At 64.1% G+C, this 17,185-nt stretch carries 15 protein-coding genes; 7 read left to right on the top strand and 8 right to left on the bottom strand.

The genetic code is table 11. From position 1 onward, the window contains the following. Positions 1-130: 130 nt before the first annotated feature. Positions 131-604 carry a bacterioferritin gene (gene bfr, locus BMX85_RS24350; protein WP_090324990.1) on the top strand — a complete coding sequence of 158 codons (474 nt, stop codon included), beginning with the start codon at positions 131-133 and terminating at the stop codon, positions 602-604. Between the two features lie 24 nt (positions 605-628). Here bfr and BMX85_RS24345 read toward each other — a convergent pair whose 3' ends face one another. From BMX85_RS24345 to BMX85_RS24320, 6 genes are all read right to left on the bottom strand, one after another. Next, the gene (locus BMX85_RS24345; RefSeq protein WP_229210655.1) at positions 629-2,005 is read right to left on the bottom strand and encodes an MFS transporter; all 1,377 of its coding nucleotides are present in this window, start codon (positions 2,003-2,005) and stop codon (positions 629-631) included. After that, positions 2,002-2,979: a PfkB family carbohydrate kinase gene (locus tag BMX85_RS24340; RefSeq protein ID WP_090324987.1), complete on the bottom strand. Its 978-nt coding sequence runs from the start codon at positions 2,977-2,979 to the stop codon at positions 2,002-2,004. Before BMX85_RS24340 ends, BMX85_RS24345 begins: the two co-directional genes overlap by 4 nt. 33 nt (positions 2,980-3,012) lie before the next feature. After that, positions 3,013-4,875 (bottom strand): alpha-amylase family protein, encoded by a 1,863-nt coding sequence (locus BMX85_RS24335; protein ID WP_090324984.1) that lies wholly within the window; start codon positions 4,873-4,875, stop codon positions 3,013-3,015. Between the two features lie 125 nt (positions 4,876-5,000). Beyond that, positions 5,001-7,298 (bottom strand): TonB-dependent receptor, encoded by a 2,298-nt coding sequence (locus BMX85_RS24330; RefSeq protein ID WP_090324981.1) that lies wholly within the window; start codon positions 7,296-7,298, stop codon positions 5,001-5,003. 234 nt (positions 7,299-7,532) lie between these two features. Further along, a complete protein-coding gene (locus BMX85_RS24325) occupies positions 7,533-8,588 on the bottom strand; it encodes a LacI family DNA-binding transcriptional regulator (protein ID WP_090324978.1) in 1,056 nt (351 codons plus the stop codon). A 7-nt stretch (positions 8,589-8,595) separates the two neighbouring features. Next, entirely contained in the window at positions 8,596-9,207 is a 612-nt protein-coding gene (locus tag BMX85_RS24320) for a glutathione S-transferase N-terminal domain-containing protein (RefSeq protein ID WP_090324976.1), read from the bottom strand. Between the two features lie 104 nt (positions 9,208-9,311). Between BMX85_RS24320 and purB the strand changes: the two genes are divergently transcribed. From purB to BMX85_RS24300, 4 genes are all read left to right on the top strand, one after another. Further along, positions 9,312-10,688, top strand: a complete 1,377-nt coding sequence (purB, locus tag BMX85_RS24315; RefSeq protein ID WP_090324973.1) for an adenylosuccinate lyase — start codon at positions 9,312-9,314, stop codon at positions 10,686-10,688. Between the two features lie 145 nt (positions 10,689-10,833). Continuing rightward, the gene (locus tag BMX85_RS24310) at positions 10,834-11,364 is read left to right on the top strand and encodes a cytochrome b (protein ID WP_090324970.1); all 531 of its coding nucleotides are present in this window, start codon (positions 10,834-10,836) and stop codon (positions 11,362-11,364) included. Between the two features lie 39 nt (positions 11,365-11,403). After that, positions 11,404-11,958 (top strand): YceI family protein, encoded by a 555-nt coding sequence (locus tag BMX85_RS24305; protein WP_090324967.1) that lies wholly within the window; start codon positions 11,404-11,406, stop codon positions 11,956-11,958. Between the two features lie 46 nt (positions 11,959-12,004). Next, entirely contained in the window at positions 12,005-12,571 is a 567-nt protein-coding gene (locus tag BMX85_RS24300; protein ID WP_090324964.1) for a YceI family protein, read from the top strand. 77 nt (positions 12,572-12,648) lie between these two features. Here BMX85_RS24300 and BMX85_RS24295 read toward each other — a convergent pair whose 3' ends face one another. Beyond that, positions 12,649-13,200 carry a hypothetical protein gene (locus BMX85_RS24295; RefSeq protein ID WP_090324962.1) on the bottom strand — a complete coding sequence of 184 codons (552 nt, stop codon included), beginning with the start codon at positions 13,198-13,200 and terminating at the stop codon, positions 12,649-12,651. 241 nt (positions 13,201-13,441) lie between these two features. On the opposite strand from BMX85_RS24295, the gene BMX85_RS24290 reads away from it, so the two are divergent. Next, positions 13,442-15,595, top strand: a complete 2,154-nt coding sequence (locus tag BMX85_RS24290) for a S46 family peptidase (RefSeq protein WP_090324960.1) — start codon at positions 13,442-13,444, stop codon at positions 15,593-15,595. Between the two features lie 102 nt (positions 15,596-15,697). Continuing rightward, positions 15,698-16,264 carry an NADPH-dependent FMN reductase gene (locus BMX85_RS24285; RefSeq protein ID WP_090324957.1) on the top strand — a complete coding sequence of 189 codons (567 nt, stop codon included), beginning with the start codon at positions 15,698-15,700 and terminating at the stop codon, positions 16,262-16,264. Positions 16,265-16,277: 13 nt separating this feature from the next. Here BMX85_RS24285 and BMX85_RS24280 read toward each other — a convergent pair whose 3' ends face one another. After that, positions 16,278-17,078 (bottom strand): hypothetical protein, encoded by an 801-nt coding sequence (locus BMX85_RS24280; protein ID WP_229210654.1) that lies wholly within the window; start codon positions 17,076-17,078, stop codon positions 16,278-16,280. Between the last annotated feature and the right edge of the window lie 107 nt (positions 17,079-17,185).

Here is a 17,185-nt window from a genome sequence, read left to right as displayed (position 1 = left end):
ACAATCTCACTCCGGAGATATTGATACAGTTTTACGCCGCCGGGCACGATTTACGGCCGTGCGGCTACGCCTCCCCCGCCCGTTCGTGGCAGAATGCGGGTATTCCACCACCATTTTAGAAAGCCACCCCATGAAGGGCGACCCAGAAGTCATCCGTTTGTTGAACGCTCAGCTGACCAACGAACTCACCGCCATCAACCAGTATTTCCTCCACGCGCGCATGTACAAGCACTGGGGCCTGGAAAAGATCGCGAAGAAAGAATACGAAGAATCGATCGGCGAAATGAAGCACGCCGACAAGCTGATCGACCGCATCCTGATGCTCGACGGCCTGCCGAACCTGCAAGCGATGCACAAGATCATGATCGGCGAGCACACCGAGGAAATGATCGGCTGCGACCTGGCGCTGGAAAAAGGCGCCCAGCTGACCGTCAAGGAAGGCATCGCCACCGCCGAGAAGGCCGGCGACTACGTCTCGCGCGACCTGCTGCTGATGATCCTGGAAGACACCGAAGAGCACATCGACTGGCTCGAAACGCAGCTGGACCTGATCGGCAAGATCGGCATCCAGAACTACCTGCAAAGCCAGATGAACGAAGAGTAAATCCGGGCCTGAGCTGCGGCGCCGTCACGCGGCGCCGGTCGCCTCGGTTTCTTCAAGCCGCAGGCCCTCCGCCTGCGGCTTTTTTAATTTCACGAACAGCACGGCCACCGCGCCGCACAGCATCAGGCCACCGGCCAGCCGGATCACGTTCTCCGGATTCCCGCCCAGCAGGCTGCGGTAGTACAGCGGCAGCGTGAAGATCTGGATGATCATCGGGATCACGATGAACATATTGAAGATGCCCATATAAACCCCGGTGCGCTGCGGCGGAATGCAGCCGGCCAGCATCACGTACGGATTGCCCATGATCGACGCCCACGCCAGCCCGATGCCGACCATCGGCACGAACAGCAGCGCCGGCGAATGTATCATCGGAATGCTCAGCATCGCGAAACCGGCCAGCATCAGGCACACGCTGTGCGTCAGCTTCGGCCCGTACCTGCGCGTGAACGGCACCAGCGCCAGCGCGCCGATGAAGGCGATGAAGTTGTAGAACGCGCCCACCTGCCCGGTCAGCAAACCGGCGTCGCGGAAGCCCTGCGAGGCCGGATCGGTGGTGCCGTACAACGTGGTCGACAGCGACAGCATGATGTACTGCCAGTAGCAGAACATCGCGTACCACTGGAACAGCTTGACCCACGCCAGCTGCTTCATCGTCGCCGGCATCTCGCGCACGGCGCTGACGATGTCGCCCAGGGTATGGCGCCAGCCGGCCGGCCGCGAACGGATCTCGGCCAGCTCCTGCGCCGTCAGCGGATGCTCGGGCGTCGTCTTCAAGGTCCACAGCACGGAGCTGATCGAGAACACCGCGCCGATCAAGAAGGCGACGATGACGATGTGCGGAATATGGCTGGCGTTGACGGCGTCCTTGTTCATGCCCAGCCAGACCAGCAACGACGGCGTCAGGTAGGCCAGCGTCTGCCCCAATCCGGTGAAGGCGCTTTGCGTCAGGAAGCCGAGCGAATGCTGCCTGGGCGCCAGCTTGTCGCTGACGAAGGCGCGGTACGGCTCCATGGTCACGTTGTTGGCCGCGTCCAGAATCCACAGCAGGCTGGCCGCCATCCACAACGTGGGGCTGAACGGCATCGCCAGCAGGCCAAGGCTGCACAGGATCGCGCCGATCAGGAAGTACGGCGTGCGCCGCCCCCAGCGCGTGACGGTGCGGTCGCTCATCGCGCCGATCAGCGGCTGCACCAGCAGCCCGGTCATCGGGCCGGCCAGCCACAGATACGGCAGGCTGGCCTCGTCGGCGCCGAGGTACTTGTAGATGGGGCTCATGCTGCTTTGCTGCAGGCCAAAGCTGAACTGGATGCCGAAGAAGCCGATGTTCATATTGACGATCTGCCAGAACGACAGATGCGGCTTCATGCCGCCCGGTGTGACGCCGCGCGCGCCGCTCATACCACCGCCCCGGCTTTCGACGGCATTACGCCGCCGCTGCGCCAGCAGGCGATCCACGGCTGGTAGAAGGCGATATCGGCCGGCACCGCGCCGGAGATGCCGCAGATGGCGCCGGCGAAGGCGTTGGCGCGCGCCAAGGTAAGCGGCAGCGACCAGCCCTGCGACTGGCCGAACAGGAACACGGCCGAAAAGGCGTCGCCCGCGCCGACCGTGTCGACGATGCGCGCCGGCGCGTGGCATTCCTGGTTGGCGGTGACGGCGCCGTCGGCGCCGAAGTGCAGCGCGCCGCGCTCGCCGAGCGTGACGATCAAACCCTTGAGCGAGAAGCTGCGCATCAACGCCTGGCAGGCGTCCGCCATCTCGGGGCTGTCGATGGCCTTCGTGCCCGGCTTGGTGTGGGTGTACCAGCTGAATAAATCCTTGAGCTCTTCCTCGTTGACCTTGACGATATCGGCCAGGTGCAGCGACTCGAAGGCGCAGCGTTCCGTCACTTGGCCATCGCGCACGTTCAAGTCCAGGTAGCGCGTGGCGTCCGAATTGCGCAGCATCTCCCGCACCGTCTTGCGCGAGCACTCGTGGCGTTGCGCCATCGTGCCGAAGTAGATCACGCCGGGCTTGGCCCCGGCCAGCGCCGCCAGCGCGGGTTCCGTCTCCACATAGTCGTAAGCCTGGTCGGGCAGGATGATGAAGCGGTGGCCTTGCTCGCTGCGCTCGACCACCACGCGGCCGGTGGCCTCGTTCGGATCGATCTGCAAGCCGGCCTGGCTCATGCCGAAGCGCTCGAACTCCGCGCGCATCAGCGCGCCGTTCTTGTCGTCGCCGATGCGCGTGACCATCAGCGTGGCGACGCCGAACGCCGCCAGGTTGCGCGCCACGTTGAACGGCGCACCGCCGACAACCTGCTCGGTGATGAAATCGTCGACCAGCGCTTCGCCGAATACGGCGATGGCTTTATGGGTTGTAGCTGTTGCCATGCATGTCTCCACGCCCTCTCGGGCGATTTTATATTATTCGCGCGCCAGCCAGTGCATCGCGTAGGGTGCCAGGGTGATCGTGCCCTCGACGCGGCCCGGCGCCGCGCAGTCGCTCCACGCGCCTTGCAACGCGTAGTCCTGCGGCTGGCCGGTGAAGTTCATCAACGTCAGGAAGCCGTCGCCGCGCGCCAGCGCCAGCACGCCGTCCGGCGCGTCCGCCAACAGCGTACGCGGCGCGTTGGCGGCCAGCGCCTGGTGTTTGCGGCGCACGCGTATCAGATTGGCCAGGCCCTGGAACATGATGCCCGGCGCGCTGCTTTTATCGTAGCGGTGCTTCCAGCGCTGCTCGTCGAACACGGGACGCTGCAGCCAGCGGCTGTCCATCGCGTGCCGCGGACGATCCAGATAACCGTAGTCGTTTTCCATCGCCAGCTCGTCGCCCATGTACAGCACCGGCAGCGCGCCAAAGCTCAACGCCAGGCCGTGCAGCAGCTGCATGCGGCGCAGCGCCAGCGAACGCTCCTCCTCGGTGGCGGCGGTCTGCAACCCGGTCAGCGACGCGGCCATGCCGTTGCTGCCGTGCGCCGCGTTCGGATCGGTGCTCTGGAAGGCCGCGCCGCTGGCGTAGCTGCCTTCCGCGCCGCTGAAGAAGCGCGCAACGGCGGCCAGGCGCGCCGGCGCGCCGCCCGCCGAAGCCACTTGCGCCTCGGCGCGCAGCACGTTCCAGCCGATGTCGTCGTGGCAGCGCACATAACTGAGCCAGGTCGCGGCCGGCGGCAGCGGCGGCGTTTTGCGGATCACCTCGCGCAGCACGCCGGTGTCTTGCTCGGCCAGCGCGACCCAGCCGGCCGCCATCAGGCTGCTGTGATAGGCGACATGGCATTCCGGCGCCGCCGCGCTGCCCAGGTAGGCGGGCAGCTCGCGCGTCGGCACGATCGCCTCGGCCTTCAGCAGCACGCCCGGCGCGACGATGTCGACGATGGCGCGCAGCGCTTGCAGGATCTGGTGCGCCTCCGGCTGGTTCATGCTGTTGGTGCCTTCGCGCTTCCACAGGAAGGCGGTGGAGTCGAGCCGGAACACTTCGATGCCGCGATTGGCCAGGCGCAGCATGGCCGCCGCCATTTCGGCGAAGACGTCGGGGTTGGACCAGTTCATATCCCACTGGTACGAATAGAACGTGGTCCACACCCAGCCGCCCATCGCTTCGACAAAGGTGAAATTGCCCGGCGCGACTTGCGGGAATACCTGGCCCAGGGTGCGCTCGTGGCGGTCCGGCAGGTCGCGGTCGGGGAACACGTGGAACATCGCGCGCGCCCTGGCGTCGCCGGCTTTCGCGGCCAGCGCCCATTGGTTGTCGTCGGCGACGTGGTTCAGGATGAAGTCGGAGCACAGGCTGATGCCGGCCGTGCGCAGGCGCGTGGTCAGCGCGTGCAGGTCGGCGTTGGTGCCCAGCGCCGGATCGACTTCGTCGAAGCTGGTGACGGCGAAGCCGCCGTCGTTCTCGCCTTCGCGCGGACGCAGGAAGGGCAGCAGGTGCAGGTAGCTGACGCCCAGCTCCTCGAGATATGGAATGCGTTCGGCGACGCCGTGCAAGCTGCCGCCGAAGTTTTGCACATAGGCGCAGTAGCCCAGCATGCGCTGGTTGAGGAACCAATCGGGTTCGGCGGTGCGCTGGAGGTCGAGCGCGCGCAGTTCGGGCGCGCGCTCGGCGTGCAGCTTGCCCAGGGATGCCATCAGATCGCCCAGCCAGGCGTCGAAGCCGGCGCGGTCGCCGTAAAGGCCCGCCAGCAGGCGGCGCAGCACCGGCCCGGCCGTTTTCAGGCGTTCAGCCGCCTGCGGGCGCAAATCTTCGGGAAGGGCCGCGAGCAGGCGGTCCGAGGGTACTTGAGAGGGCATAGTCGAAAGGCTTGGTGATTGATGCGTGGACCGTGATTCGTTGCTAAGGCACGTGGGGCGGATTAGGCGGGACGCCGTAACCGGCCCTACGTGCTTACGTGGTTTGGATGAACACGTGGCCGAGCTTAGAACGCGTACGACAGCGTGACCTTGGCGGCGCGGCCGGTGATCGAGCGCGCGGCGTGGCCGTCGCCTTCCACTTCGGTGTAACCGATCTTGTTGAACAGGTTATTGGCGCTCAGCGACACGGTGGCCTTCTCCGTCACGCGGTAGTTGACGAACGCGTTGACCACCGCGTACGCCGGCATTTCGATGGTGTGCGCATCGTCGCCCCACGACTTGCCGGTGCCGATTACGCTGGCGCCGACCGTCGCGTCGCCGATGGTGTAGGTCGGCGCGACCTGGTAGATCCACTTGGCCTGGCGGCGTGGCGAGTTGCCGATATTCGCCACGTCGGCGGCGGCCGTGCCGGTGATCTTGGCATGCGTATACGTCGCGCCGCCGCTGATGCGGAAGTCGCCGATCGAATACGCGCTTTCCAGCTCCACACCCTTGGCGTCGTAGTTGTTGGAGGTGCTGCGCTGCGTGGTCGCCTCGTAGTTGCTCTCGTCGGTCTTGGCCTGGAACAGCGTGACGAAGGTGCTCAAACCACCGCTGCGCCATTTCACGCCGCCTTCCAGCTGCTTGACGGTGTTGATGTTGATCGGCGCCGAACCATCGAGCGGGGTGCCGAACAGGATCCGGTCCGCATTGAACGCCACGCCATCGCTGACGCGCGCGAACGCCGCCAGGTTGTTGGTGATGCGGTAGTTGCCACCGACCGAATACGACGTGTGGTTGATCTTGTAGTTGACCATCTGCTCGGTGGCAGGATCGTAGCGCAGGCCGCCGGTGGCGATGTTGGCGCTGCCGTTGGCTTCCTGGCGGTCCTGGCGCACGCTCGCGTCCAGGTTCAGCGGACCGGCCTCGTAACCGACGTTCAGATACGGCGACGTCAGTTTGTATTCCATGTCGACCGCGCGCATGCAGCAGCCGCCGAAGGCCGGGCCGACCAGGCCTGGCGTGGCGCTGGCCGTTTGCAGCAGCGCCGGTTTATCGCCGCTCAGCTGCATCAGATACTCGTTGAAGTTCCACGTCAGCGCCAGCTTCTGGTTCGACAGATACAGGCCGGCGGTGGTGGTCAGCTTCGCGCCGTCGGCCAGCTTGAAGGTCTTCGACAGCTTGGTGTCGTTAAGCGTATTGCCGGCGTCGTCGATCGAGGTGTTGAACACCACCGCCGAGAAGGCGGCGCCGTTGTAGGCCTGGCCGCGATTCGGGCCGGTGGCGAAGGTGTAGTTGCCGTTCACGCCGTTGTTGCCGGCGAAGACGCCGGTGAAGCGGCCGCTGTTGTCGGAGGCGCGGAACTTGTTACTCAGGTTCCAGCCGTCGCCCAGGTCGAACGAGCCTTCCAGGCCGATCGAATCGCTCTTCACATGCAGGCCGTCGTTGACGTCGGTCGACACCGGCGTGTTGTTCTTGCCCAGCGTGACATCGCGCACCCAGTTCGGCGAATAGAAGCTTACCGTGCGCGGATCGATGCCCGGGATCTCGGTGATCTTGCGGTTCACCACGCGCACCGGCACCGGCAGCGCGGTCGGCGTCTTGTCGTCGACGTGCTTGAACGACAGGCGGATGAAGCCATTGTCCAGGTCATGCGTGAGATTGCCGCGAATCTGGCCGCCGCTGGCGGTGCTCATGCCGGTATCGCGCACGCCTTCGCCGGTGCGGTAGCTGCCGCCGATGAAGAAGCGGGTCTTGTCCGAGATCGGCGCGCCGTAATCGAAGTCGTAGCGGGTCTCGTCGTAACCGAGGCCGCGGCTGATGCCGATATGGCCGCCCTTCTCCTCGCCGGTCTTGGTGATGAAGTTGATGATGCCGCCCGGCGCGTTGGTCGCCAAGGTGGAGGCCGAGCCGCCGCGCACCACTTCCAGGTGATCGAGCGTGCCGTCGATCTTGACGTAGCTGTCCGGCGTGATGAAGTTGAAGTCGCCCGACTGCAGCACCGCCAGGCCGTCCTCCTGGATCTGCACATAGCGCGCGCCGCCGGCCGATACCGGCACGCCGCGCACGGTGATGTTGGCGTTGCCCTCGCCGCCCGACGACTCGGCGCGCACGCCCGGCACGGCGCGCAGCACTTCGGCCGCGCTGAGCGCCGCCGAATTCTTGATGGCGTCGCCCTCGATGGTGCTGATCGATACGCTGGTCTTCATTTTCGACGAACCGGTGGTGGTGCCGGTGACCACCACGCGTTCCATGTTCAAACCGTCGGCGGCAGCGGCGGCGGTGGCGGGAGCGGCTTCCTGCGCGGCGGCGGCGCCCATGTGCAGGACGGCGGCGGCGACGGCGGCCGACATGGCGGCCAGTTGGATGGTGCGGTGTTTCATGGTGGTCTCCAGATATTGTCGTTTTGCTCTGCTGTTTTGTTGAGCAGGTACGCCATTATTCCTTGAACGGGGATTTAATGCAATCGATTGCATAGATGCGCCGCAATATGTTTTGGAGGCAATTTTTACACAGTAGGACGACGAAGAAATCGGGAAGAAACGCGTGGCACGGTACGATTAATGGTGCGCCGCACCATTAAAATCATGCAATCGGTTGCGCAAATCCGACAATGGTCAAACGGCGCGACTGCTGGACCGCACCACCAGCTTGGTCGGCAACTGCAGCGACGGCGACGGCCGGCCTTCGACCAGTTCCAGCAGCGCCGCCACCAGCGCCCGGCCGGCCTCGCGGATCGGTTGCTGCACGGTGCTCAACGGCGGATGGAAATAGGTCGACAGCTCGATATCGTCGTAGCCGACGACGGCCACCTGCCCCGGCACGTAGAGGCCATGCTCGCGCATCGTGTTAATGGCGGTCATGGCCAGCAAATCGCTGCCGGCGAAGATGGCGTCGAACGGCACGCGCCGCGCCAGCAGCTCCCGCACCGCCTCGCGCCCGCCCTCGGGCAGGAACGACACCGACACCTGCAATGCCGGATCGACCTCGATGCCGGCCTTGCGCAGCGCCGCGCAATAGCCTTCGTAACGCTGCCCGACCTCGGGCAGGTTGATATCGCCGAAGAAGGCGATGCGCTTGCGCCCCTCCTCCAGCAAATGGGCGACGGCCAGCTCGCCGCCGGTCAGGTTGTCGCCGCCGACGGTGCAGTACAACTGCTGCGGCAATTGCGCGCCCCACACCACGATCGGCACGTGGCGCGCCGCCAGCTGGTTCAATTGCTCGTGATGGCGCCACTGGCCGATCAACACGATGCCGATCACGCGGCCGGTGTCGAACGGCCCGGCCGCCGCGTCCAGCTCCTCGGCGTTGACGCGCGAGACCAGCATGTCGAAACCCTGCTCGGTGAGCGCGTCGGCCAGGCTGCCCAGCATCCCCAGGAAAAACGGATCGGACAAATGCTGGCGCGTGGTCGGATCGTACGGGATCACCACGCCGACGGTGCGGTTCTGCTTCATGCGCAGGTTCTGCGCGCCGATGTTGATGGTGTATTTGAGCGAGCGCGCCAGCTCCATGATGCGCACGCGCGTGTCCTCGCTGACCAATTTGCTGCCGGCCAGCGCGCGCGAGACGGTCGACGTCGACACGCCGGCCAGCCGGGCGATATCGGCCATCTGCAACCGCCGCTGCTGCGCGGAGGCGCTGTCCGCGTCGGGCGGCATCGTCTTGGGCATGGTAACTTCAGGCGGATGGCACGGTGTCTTTGAACGACTGGCGCTCCGACAGTTTGTCGAACAGCTTGGCCAGGTTGGCGTGGTCGTCGCGCCAGGTGATCTCGGGGAAGCGGAACGACAGCCAGCCCAGCGTGCAACCGACCGCCACGTCGGCCAGCGAATAGTTCTTGCCGGCGCAGTAGGCCTGCTCGCCGAGCTTTTCCGACAGCGCCGCCAGGCCCAGATGGACCTTGCGCATCTGGCGCGCGATCCAGTCCTCGCTTTGCAGCTCGATCGGGCGCTGGGTGCGCTCCAGGCGCACGGTGATGGCGGCGTCCAGCATGCCGTCGGCCAGCGCCTCCCAGCACTTGACGTCGGCGCGGTCGCGGCCATTCGGCGGCAGCAGCTTGCATACCGGCGTCAAGGTGTCGAGGTATTCGACCATCACGCGCGAATCGATCATCACGCTGCCGTCCTCCATGACCAGGGCCGGCACCTTGCCCAGCGGGTTCAGCGTGCTGATGGCGGTATCGGGGGCCCACACGTTTTCCAGCTCGAACTGGCAATCGAGCTTTTTTTCGGCCAGGACGACGCGAACTTTGCGGACATAAGGACTGGCGAGGGAACCGATAAGTTTCATGGATGCACAGAGTAGAAGGTTAGCGGACAGTATAACATCGGCGGGGTCGCCCTCCGCCAATGGTAAAATCACGTTTTGCCTTCTTCAACTTCCCCTCCTCGATCATGACCACACCTGCTTACTCCACGTTGTCGGCGCTGTCGCCGCTGGACGGCCGCTACGCCGGCAAAACCGACCTGCTGCGTCCCATCCTGTCCGAATCGGGCTTCATGCACCACCGCGTCAAAGTGGAAATCTCCTGGCTGCAGGCGCTGTCGCTGGCCGGTTTCGCCGAGATCAAGCCGTTCTCGGCCGCCGGCAGCGCGCTGCTCGACAAGATCGCCAGCGAGTTCAAGGAAAGCGACGCCGCCCGCATCAAGGAGATCGAAGCGGTCACCAACCACGACGTCAAGGCCGTGGAATACTGGCTCAAGGAACAGGTCAAGGACGTGCCGGAGCTGGTCGCCGCGTCGGAGTTCATCCACTTCGCCTGCACCTCGGAAGACATCAACAACACTTCGCACGGCATGATGCTCAAAGGGGCCCGCGACGGCGTCATGCTGCCGTCGCTGCGCAACGTCATCGCCCGCCTGACCGAAATCGCCATCGCCAACGCCGACGTGCCGATGCTCTCGCGCACCCACGGCCAGACCGCCAGCCCGACCACGCTGGGCAAGGAGATGGCCAACATCGTCGCCCGCCTGCAGCGCGCCATCAAGCGCATCGAGCAGGTCGAAATCCTCGGCAAGATGAACGGCGCGGTCGGCAACTACAACGCCCACCTGTCGGCGTATCCGTCGTTCGACTGGGCGGCGTTCTCGAAGGACGTCATCGAGCAGCGCCTCGGCCTGGTGTTCAACCCGTACACCATCCAGATCGAACCGCACGACTACATGGCCGAACTGTTCGACGCCTTCGCCCGCGTCAACACCATCCTGCTGGACTTGAACCGCGACATCTGGAGCTACGTCTCGCTGGGTTACTTCAAGCAGAAGACCAAGGCCGGCGAGATCGGCTCGTCGACGATGCCGCACAAGGTCAACCCGATCGACTTCGAAAACTCCGAGGGCAACCTGGGCCTGGCCAACGCCGTGCTCAAGCACCTGTCCGAGAAACTGCCGGTGTCGCGCCTGCAGCGCGACCTGACCGACTCGACCGTGCTGCGCAACATCGGCGTCGGCTTCGGCTACACCCTGCTGGCCTACGACAGCTGCCTGCGCGGCCTCAACAAGCTGGAAGTGAACCACGCGCGCCTGGCCGCCGACCTCGACGCCAACTGGGAAGTGCTGGCCGAGCCGGTGCAAACGGTGATGCGCCGCTACGGCATCGAAAACCCGTACGAGCAGCTCAAGGAACTGACACGCGGCAAGGGCATCTCCAAGGACGCGCTGCGCGAGTTCATCCTCGGCCTGGCCATTCCGCAGGACGCCAAGGACCTGCTGCTGGCCATGACGCCGGCCAACTACATCGGCATCGCCCCGGCTCTGGCAAAAGCCATCTGATGTAACTTAGCAAGATGTCATACACTAGCCTCCGCGACACCTGTCCCGGAGGCTTTTTTATTGCCCGCCAGCACACGGCGCGTTTCTTTGGTATATTAGCCCCAACAGTTAGTCCTAACACGTACTATTTTTTGGAGTACCACCCATGCAACGCTATACCAAGACGGCCATGCTGCTGCACTGGCTGATCGCGCTGATGATCGTCTCGGCCTTCTTCCTCGGCCTGACGATGGTCGCCATCCCCGGCTTCACGCCGACCAAGCTCAAGTATTTCTCGTGGCACAAATGGCTGGGCGTGACGGTGCTCGCGCTCGCCGCGATCCGGCTGCTGTGGCGCCTGGCCAATCCGCCGCCGGCGCCGCTGGTCAGCATCCCGTCGTGGCAGCACAAGGTCGCCGACGGCGTCCACTATCTGCTGTATTTCCTGATGTTCGCCGCGCCGATCTCCGGCTACCTGTACGGCAGCGCCGCCGGCGTGCCGGTGGTGTACCTGAAGCTGGTCACCCTGCCGGCGCTGATCGGGCCGGACCCTGAACTTAAGGCAATCTTAAAAACTGTTCATTATGTTTTGGTCATGACGATGGCGGGTGTCGTAGTCGCCCACGCGCTGGCCGCACTCAAGCACCACTTTATCGACCGCGACATCACGCTCAAGCGCATGCTGCCGCGCGTGTAGCCGCGCATGTAGCCTTAAATCCCCCCTACCGGAGCCACTATGAAAACCATGAAGAAAATCGCCCTCGTCTCCCTGATGGGTGTCGCCCTGGCCGCCAGCGCCGCCGTGCTGAAAACCGATCCGGCCAAGAGCTCGGTGTCGGCCACGTTCAAGCAAATGAACGTGCCGATCGAATCGAAGTTCAAGAAATACACGGTCGCCATCGACTACGACGCCGCCAAGCCGGACGCCTCCAAGGCCACGGTCGAAGTCGAGACGGCCAGCCTGGACATGGGCGATCCGGAGTACAACAAGGAAGTGGCCAAGAAGGAATGGTTCAACTCGGCCCAGTTCCCGAAAGCGACCTTCGTCTCGAGCGCCATCAAAAGCGCCGGCGCCGGCAAGCTCACCGTCACCGGCAAGCTGACCATCAAGGGCAAGGCCACCGACATCACCTTCCCGCTGACGGTCAAGACCGAGGGCGGCAAGCAAGTGTTCGACGGCGCGCTGCCGATCAAACGCCTGACCTACAACATCGGCGAAGGCGAATGGAAGGACACCAGCATGGTGGCCGACGACGTCACGATCAAGTTCCACGTAGTAGCCGGCCAATAAGCCCGGTCAACACACCACCCGCAATCCACCCAGGGAGACCCACCGCATGAAACTGCAGATTTTGATCGCCACCTTGCTGGCCGCCTCGGCCTCGTCCGCGATCGCCGCCACCTACAACATCGACCCGACGCACACCTTCCCGAGCTTCGAGGCCGACCACATGGGTCTGTCGGTATGGCGCGGCAAGTTCAACAAGACCAGCGGCACCGTCACGTTGGACGCCAAGACCAAGACCGGCTCGCTGGACATCGCCATCGACCCGGCCTCGATCAACTTCGGTTTCGACAAGATGGACAGCCACGCGCGCGGTCCGGACATGTTCAACGTCGAGAAGTTCCCGACCATCACCTACAAGAGCAAATCGTTCAAGTTCGACGGTGACAAGCTGGTCGGCGTCGACGGCGAACTGACGATGCTGGGCGTGACCAAGCCGGTGTCGCTGAAGGTCGACAAGTTCAAGTGCATCATGCATCCGCGCTACAAGAAGGAAGCGTGCGGCGCCGACGCCACGGCCGAGTTCAAGCGCACCGATTTCGGCCTGAACTACGGCACCCCGGCGTTCGCGCCGGAAGTCAAACTGGCGATCCAGATCGAAGCGATCAAGGCCGACTAAGCAACCTCAACCACCGGGGTCAAGTCTGTCATTCGGACACGGACTCATGTCCGAATGACAGACCTGACCCCGTTTTGCTATGAATTGAACTTGGGAAGCGTGGCGCTATCGACGTATTTCAAATTGAAGAAGTGAACCAACCCGAGAATGCTGTCGTAGTCGGCACTTTCGACGACGAACACAGTGATATTGTCTGAAAAATCTATATCCAACGCCACCAGCCGTTTCTTAGCGTTCAGCTTGGCCAACTGAGTTTCGATACATTCCGCATAGTCGGACCAATTTCCCCTGTCAAAATCAGGTGGGTCGATCTCGATGTCCATGTCGTCGAGAACATCCACGACGGCATCAAAAATCTCGTCTCCCTTGTCGCCAACCACCGCGAAATCATCGATGGCGTCGGCCAGCGCGCATGCGAACAACGCCTCGGCTAATTTCGGATCAGCGAAGTCTTGTTCATATATATCGGCCAACCATGCGTAATCCGGGAAGTCTTCGATATAGGCGCCCGCATCGGTCAACGCCAACATCAGCGTGGAAACCGCGTCTTGCATGTCCTCGTGGTCGGCGCGGTGACAACTCAACATCTGCACGAGGTCGTGGCATTTTTTTTCGACTTGTTCATTCATAGCGGTTGGACTTTTCTGGTGGGTGCACACAAGCCCGCGGGCATCGCTCCGGGCGCCGTTACAAGGCTTGATTATAAGGCAACAACGGTCGACGCCGGCGCACAGGCATGAGCTCGTGTCCGAATGACAGACTTGACCCCGGGGTTGCAATTTTGTATCGTCAAAAATCTGGTTGACGTATACGGCAATGCTGCGGATACTCTCAGCGCTGTCCCCATCACCACTTTGGAAAACGAACTAAATGCATAAGACTCTGATCGCGCTCGCCATCCTGAGCACCGCCGCCCATGCCGACGAAGGCATGTGGATGCCGCAACAGCTGCCACAAGTGGCTAAAGAATTGAAAGCCGCCGGCCTCGAACTGGATCCCGCCAACCTGACCAAGCTGACCGAGTTCCCGGCCGGCGCCATCGTCAGCCTGGGCGGTTGCTCGGCGTCGTTCGTGTCGCCGCAAGGCCTCGTGGCCACCAACCACCATTGCGTCTACGGCAGCGTCGCGCACAATTCGACGCCGGAACGCAATCTGCTGGCCAACGGTTTCCTGGCCAAAAACTTCGGCGAGGAATTGCCGGCCGCGCCCGGCAGCCGCATCTTCGTGACCAAGGCCGTCACCGATGTCAGCAAGCAGGTGGTGACGCCGGCCGTCGCGAAACTGAGCGGCAAGAAGCGCAGCGACGCCATCGAGAAAAACAGCAAGGCCATTACCGCCGAGTGCGAAAAAGACGCCGGCCACCGCTGCACCGTGTCGTCGTTCTACGGCGGCCTGGAGTTCTATCTGAGCAAGCAGCTCGAGATCCGCGACGTGCGCCTGGTGCACGCGCCGCCGGAGGGCGTCGGCAAGTTCGGCGGCGATACCGATAACTGGATGTGGCCGCGCCACACCGGCGACTACGGCTTCTACCGCGCCTACGTCAGCAAGGACGGCAAGGCCGCCGACTACAGCAAGGACAACGTCCCCTACGTGCCGCGGCACTACCTGAAGCTGGCCAAGGAAGGCGTCAAGGAAGGCGACTTCATCATGGTGCTGGGCTACCCCGGCCGCACCAACCGCCACCGCCTGCCGTCCGAGGTGGCGTTCACCTTCGACTGGAGCTATCCGGCCTTCGTCAAAACGTCCGCCGAGAACCTGGCGACGATCGCCGCGATGACCAAGGATGACAAGGATACGGCGCTGAAATACGCGTCGCAGGTGGCCAACATCAACAATTACTACAAGAACCGCCAGGGCATGCTGAACTCGTATGCCAGCAGCGATATGCTGGCCCGCAAAACGGCCGAGCATGAAGCGCTGAAGACCTGGATCAACGCCGACGCGAGCCGCAAGAAGGAATACGCGTCCGACATCGAACTGGTCGAGAAGCTGATCGCCCAGCGCGACGCCGAGACCAAGCGCGACTACTACCTGTCGAGCTCCAAGCCGCGCCTGCTCAACACGGCGCGCGTGCTGTACCGCCTGGCCAACGAGAACGCCAAGCCCGACGTCGAGCGCAAGTCCGGCTACCAGGTGCGCGACGTGCCGCGCATCAAGTCGAGCGTCGCCGCGCTGCTGCGCAACTACGACGAGAAGGTCGACAAGGCGCTGGTCATGAACAGCCTGACCAAGTACGCGGCCCAGCCGGCCGCCCAGCGCAGCGCCGCCTTCGACGCCGTCTTCGGCATCAAGGACGGCATGGGCCGCGCCGACCTGCAAGCGGCGCTCGACAAGCTGTACGCCGGCAGCAAGCTGGGCGACGCGGCCGCCCGCAACGCCTGGCTCGACAAGAAGCCGCAGGACTTCAAGTCCAGCGACGACGCCTTCGTCAAGGCCGCCGTGGCGCTGTACGACAACGACCTGAAGGAAGAGGCGGCCGAGGAGGAACTGGGCGGCAAGCTGCAACAAGCCTACGGCAACTACATGAAGGCCAAGATCGCCTACATGAACAGCCTGGGCCGCGCGGTGTATCCCGACGCTAACAGCACCCTGCGCGTGACCTTCGGCAAGATCGCCGGCCGCGATCCGGGCGCCGACGGTTCGACCTGGAAAGCCTTCACCACCGTGGCCGGCGTCGCCGCCAAGGCCACCGGCGAAGGCGAGTTCAACGCGCCGAAGGCGCAGCTCGACGCGATCAAGGCCAAGGACTTCGGCAAGTATGTCGATCCGGTGCTCAAATCGGTGCCGGTCGCCTACCTGGCGACCCTGGACATCACCGGCGGCAACTCCGGCTCGGCCGCGCTCAACAGCAAGGGCGAATGGATCGGCCTGGCTTTCGACGGCACGCTCGACTCGATCATCTCCGATTGGGACTTCAACAAGGCGATGACGCGCGACATCCAGGTCGACCTGCGCTACATCCTGTGGAACATGAAGCATGTCGACCACGCCGACAATCTGCTCAAGGAAATGAACGCCGAGTAAATTCCGGCCTTCACCACAACCACGCCCCGGCAACGCGGCGTGGTTTTTTTTGCGCCTGCGGTACAGTAACGCTTCCCGTTCCATTCAATACCAGGAGAAGTCATGCCCGCCAAAAAAGTCGCCGTAGTGATCGGCAGTCTGCGCAAGGAATCGATCAACCGCAAGTTCGCGCACGAACTGATCGCGCTGGCCCCGCCGTCGCTGGAGTTCACTATCGTTGAAATCGGCGAGATGGCGCTGTACAACGAAGACCTGGAAGGTGACGGCGCGACGCCGCCGCAGGCATGGACCCATTTCCGCCAGCGCATCAAGGAAGCCGACGCCGTGCTGTTCGTCACGCCCGAGTACAACCGCTCGGTGCCGGCGCCGCTGAAGAACGCCATCGATATCGGCTCGCGTCCGTACGGCGACAGCGCCTGGAGCGGCAAGCCGGCCGGCGTGGTCACCGTGTCGCCGGGCGCGGTCGGCGGCTTCGGGTCCAACCACCATCTGCGCCAGTCGCTGGTGTTCCTCGACATGCCGGTGCTGCAGCAGCCGGAAGCCTACATCGGCGGCGCCGGCGGCCTGCTGGGCGACGACGGCAAGATCAACAACGACCGCACCCGGGAGTTCCTGAAGAAATTCGCCGGCGCCTTCGCGGCCTGGGTGGACACCAACGCCAAGCAGTAAACGACGCGCGCCGCTAGCGCCGAACCGCCCTGAACGCGTAGCCGGCCACGGTCAGCGCGGCCGCCCCGGTGGCCGCCGGCGCCGCGCGCGCCAGCGGCAACAACTGCGGCCCGTCGCGCGCCGGCAATAGCGCCAGGTCGACACCCGGCAGGCGCAGCGGCAGGCCTTCGATCTCGTCGGCGGCCAGCGCCTCGCAGCCGACATACAGCCGGTACGAGGTCCGGCCCTCGCCCATCTCGAGCACAAACCCCGCCACCTGCGCCGTTCCCGGCCGGCCGGGCATGGCCGTCACCCGCAGCCAGGTCTTATCCTTGCTTTTCGCCCGGCCTTTGCGCAGATGCAATGCGTCCCAGGTTTGCATCGGGTAGTACCGCGGACCGTCGTCGCGGCCGGGCGACGCCGGCGGCAAGGGCGGCACCGTGGCGTTGGCGGACGGCTCCACCAGGATCACCGGCAGCCTGCGCAGCGCGGCCAGCGGTGCCAGTCCGCCATAGCGCCCGACGCTGGGCGGCGTCACCAGCACCAGGTCGACCGCCGGCCAGTCGCGCACCGACTCGGCGCTGTAGGCGTCGGCGTCCGCGCCCACGGTCAACAGCCGCAGCCCCTGGAAGCGGATCAGCGCCAGCCCTTTGCCGACCAGCTGCACGCTGCCTTGCGCCGCCCCGACGATGGCGACGCCGGCGGCCGCGTTGACGTCGATCACATAGCGCGGCCCGATCTGCGCCAGCCCCACCCTGCACACCAGCGCCAGCAGCACAGCCACCAGTACCGCACCGTGTCCACTCACGTTCCACATCGCCGGCTCCTGGTTCATCACGAGAAATCCAGTAGACCATCCTGCGGATTTATTTCCTTGAACCAACTCAAACACCCGCTCCGGGCGCCCTGCCCCCGCTCAAAAATCGGGCACGAATGATACAA

The sequence above is a fragment of the Duganella sp. CF517 genome (genome assembly GCF_900110275.1).
Taxonomy (GTDB): Bacteria; Pseudomonadota; Gammaproteobacteria; order Burkholderiales; family Burkholderiaceae_D; genus Rugamonas.
This window is presented reverse-complemented; position numbering and strand designations above follow the sequence as displayed.

Bases quoted from the DNA above. Each gene is read 5' to 3' on its own strand.
- BMX85_RS24310 (WP_090324970.1), top strand. From the start codon at position 10,834: ATGCAACGCTATACCAAGACGGCCATGCTGCTGCACTGGCTGATCGCG.
- BMX85_RS24325 (WP_090324978.1), bottom strand. From the start codon at position 8,588: ATGCCCAAGACGATGCCGCCCGACGCGGACAGCGCCTCCGCGCAGCAG.
- BMX85_RS24320 (WP_090324976.1), bottom strand. From the start codon at position 9,207: ATGAAACTTATCGGTTCCCTCGCCAGTCCTTATGTCCGCAAAGTTCGC.
- bfr (WP_090324990.1), top strand. From the start codon at position 131: ATGAAGGGCGACCCAGAAGTCATCCGTTTGTTGAACGCTCAGCTGACC.
- BMX85_RS24285 (WP_090324957.1), top strand. From the start codon at position 15,698: ATGCCCGCCAAAAAAGTCGCCGTAGTGATCGGCAGTCTGCGCAAGGAA.
- purB (WP_090324973.1), top strand. From the start codon at position 9,312: ATGACCACACCTGCTTACTCCACGTTGTCGGCGCTGTCGCCGCTGGAC.
- BMX85_RS24330 (WP_090324981.1), bottom strand. From the start codon at position 7,298: ATGAAACACCGCACCATCCAACTGGCCGCCATGTCGGCCGCCGTCGCC.
- BMX85_RS24295 (WP_090324962.1), bottom strand. From the start codon at position 13,200: ATGAATGAACAAGTCGAAAAAAAATGCCACGACCTCGTGCAGATGTTG.
- BMX85_RS24280 (WP_229210654.1), bottom strand. From the start codon at position 17,078: ATGAACCAGGAGCCGGCGATGTGGAACGTGAGTGGACACGGTGCGGTA.
- BMX85_RS24340 (WP_090324987.1), bottom strand. From the start codon at position 2,979: ATGGCAACAGCTACAACCCATAAAGCCATCGCCGTATTCGGCGAAGCG.
- BMX85_RS24300 (WP_090324964.1), top strand. From the start codon at position 12,005: ATGAAACTGCAGATTTTGATCGCCACCTTGCTGGCCGCCTCGGCCTCG.
- BMX85_RS24335 (WP_090324984.1), bottom strand. From the start codon at position 4,875: ATGCCCTCTCAAGTACCCTCGGACCGCCTGCTCGCGGCCCTTCCCGAA.
- BMX85_RS24305 (WP_090324967.1), top strand. From the start codon at position 11,404: ATGAAAACCATGAAGAAAATCGCCCTCGTCTCCCTGATGGGTGTCGCC.
- BMX85_RS24290 (WP_090324960.1), top strand. From the start codon at position 13,442: ATGCATAAGACTCTGATCGCGCTCGCCATCCTGAGCACCGCCGCCCAT.
- BMX85_RS24345 (WP_229210655.1), bottom strand. From the start codon at position 2,005: ATGAGCGGCGCGCGCGGCGTCACACCGGGCGGCATGAAGCCGCATCTG.